This window comes from Nonomuraea sp. 3N208 (genome assembly GCF_052245935.1).
GTDB lineage: Bacteria > Actinomycetota > Actinomycetes > Streptosporangiales > Streptosporangiaceae > Nonomuraea.
The window spans coordinates 2,501-4,934 of sequence record NZ_JBQQBR010000111.1; the positions used below are offsets into that span (position 1 = coordinate 2,501).

The following is a 2,434-nucleotide window of genomic DNA, read 5'->3' on the forward strand; positions in this document are numbered from 1 at the left end:
AATGAGCCTGCGAGTTATGGTGTGTGGCGAGGTTAACCCGTGTGGGGGAGCCGTAGCGAAAGCGAGTCTGAAGAGGGCGTTTGAGTCGCATGCTGTAGACCCGAAGCGGAGTGATCTACGCATGGGCAGGTTGAAGCTCAGGTAAGACTGGGTGGAGGACCGAACCCACCAGGGTTGAAAACCTGGGGGATGATCTGTGTGTAGGGGTGAAAGGCCAATCAAACTCCGTGATAGCTGGTTCTCCCCGAAATGCATTTAGGTGCAGCGTCACGTGTTTCTTGCCGGAGGTAGAGCACTGGATGGCCGATGGGCCCGACAAGGTTACTGACGTCAGCCAAACTCCGAATGCCGGTAAGTGAGAGCGTGGCAGTGAGACTGCGGGCGATAAGGTTCGTAGTCGAGAGGGAAACAGCCCAGATCACCGACTAAGGCCCCTAAGCGTGTGCTAAGTGGGAAAGGATGTGGAGTCGCAGAGACAACCAGGAGGTTGGCTTAGAAGCAGCCACCCTTGAAAGAGTGCGTAATAGCTCACTGGTCAAGTGATTCTGCGCCGACAATGTAGCGGGGCTCAAGCACACCGCCGAAGTCGTGGCATTCAGTCTTGTACTGGATGGGTAGGGGAGCGTCGTGCAGCCGGTGAAGCAGCAGAGTGATCTAGTTGTGGAGGCTGTGCGAGTGAGAATGCAGGCATGAGTAGCGAATCGAGGGTGAGAAACCCTCGCGCCGGATGACCAAGGGTTCCTGGGGCAGGCTAATCCGCCCAGGGTAAGTCGGGACCTAAGGCGAGGCCGACAGGCGTAGTCGATGGACAACGGGTTGATATTCCCGTACCCGCTTCAATGCGCCCATATTGAACCTCGTGATGCTAAGAGTCCTTAGCTCGGGTTGTCCTTCGGGATGGCCGTCAGGGTGAACGCTCGATCCGATCGGGTAGTAGGTAAGCGATGGGGTGACGCAGGAAGGTAGTCCAGCCCAGGCGATGGTTGACCTGGGGTAAGCATGTAGGGAGCGAGGTAGGTAAATCCGCCTCGTATGTATCCTGAGATGTGATGCCGAGCCGATTGTGGTGAAGTGGATGATCCTATGCTGCCGAGAAAAGCCTCTAGTGAGTGTTGTGGCGGCCCGTACCCTAAACCGACTCAGGTGGTCAGGTAGAGAATACTAAGGCGATCGGGTGAACTGTGGTTAAGGAACTCGGCAAATTGCCCCCGTAACTTCGGGAGAAGGGGGACCTCTGCTGGTGATGGGCTTTGCGCCCGGAGCTGGTGGTGGTCGCAGTGGCCAGGGGGAAGCGACTGTTTACTAAAAACACAGGTCCGTGCGAAGTCGTAAGACGATGTATACGGACTGACGCCTGCCCGGTGCCGGAACGTTAAGGGGACCGCTTAGTCAGCGTAAGTTGGCGAAGGTGAGAACTTAAGCGCCGGTAAACGGCGGTGGTAACTATAACCATCCTAAGGTAGCGAAATTCCTTGTCGGGTAAGTTCCGACCTGCACGAATGGCGTAACGACTTCCCCGCTGTCTCAACCGCAGACCCGGCGAAATTGCACTACGAGTAAAGATGCTCGTTACGCGCAGCAGGACGGAAAGACCCCGGGACCTTCACTACAGCTTGACATTGGCGTTTGGAGCGTCTTGTGTAGGATAGGTGGGAGACTGGGAAGCTCGGACGCTAGTTCGGGTGGAGTCATTGGTGAAATACCACTCTGGTCGTTTTGAACGTCTAACTCTGGTCCGTGATCCGGATCGGGGACAGTGTCTGGTGGGTAGTTTAACTGGGGCGGTTGCCTCCTAAAGAGTAACGGAGGCGCCCAAAGGTTCCCTCAGCCTGGTTGGCAATCAGGTGTCGAGTGTAAGTGCACAAGGGAGCTTGACTGTGAGACTGACGGGTCGAGCAGGAGCGAAAGCTGGGACTAGTGATCCGGCATCGGCATGTGGAAGCGGTGTCGCTCAACGGCTAAAAGGTACCCCGGGGATAACAGGCTGATCTTCCCCAAGAGTCCATATCGACGGGATGGTTTGGCACCTCGATGTCGGCTCGTCGCATCCTGGGGCTGGAGTAGGTCCCAAGGGTTGGGCTGTTCGCCCATTAAAGCGGTACGCGAGCTGGGTTTAGAACGTCGCGAGACAGTTCGGTCCCTATCCGCTGCGCGCGCAGGAGACTTGAAAGGAGCTGTCCCTAGTACGAGAGGACCGGGACGGACGAACCTCTGGTGTGCCAGTTGTACCGCCAGGTGCACGGCTGGTTGGCTACGTTCGGAAGGGATAACCGCTGAAAGCATCTAAGCGGGAAGCTCGCCTTGAGATGAGGTCTCCCACCATGAGAGTGGGTAAGGCTCCCTATAGACGATGGGGTTGATAGGCCGGAGGTGGAAGCACGGTAACGTGTGGAGCTGACCGGTACTAATAGGCCGAGGACTTGACCACAAAGCA

Annotated in this window: 1 rRNA gene (only partly in view); it reads left to right on the forward strand. The window is 56.8% G+C overall.

Annotated features, from left to right (window positions below):
* Nucleotides 1–2,428 (forward strand): 23S ribosomal RNA (locus ACTWPT_RS59435) (it extends 674 nt beyond the left edge of the window).
* Nucleotides 2,429–2,434: the final 6 nt, after the last annotated feature.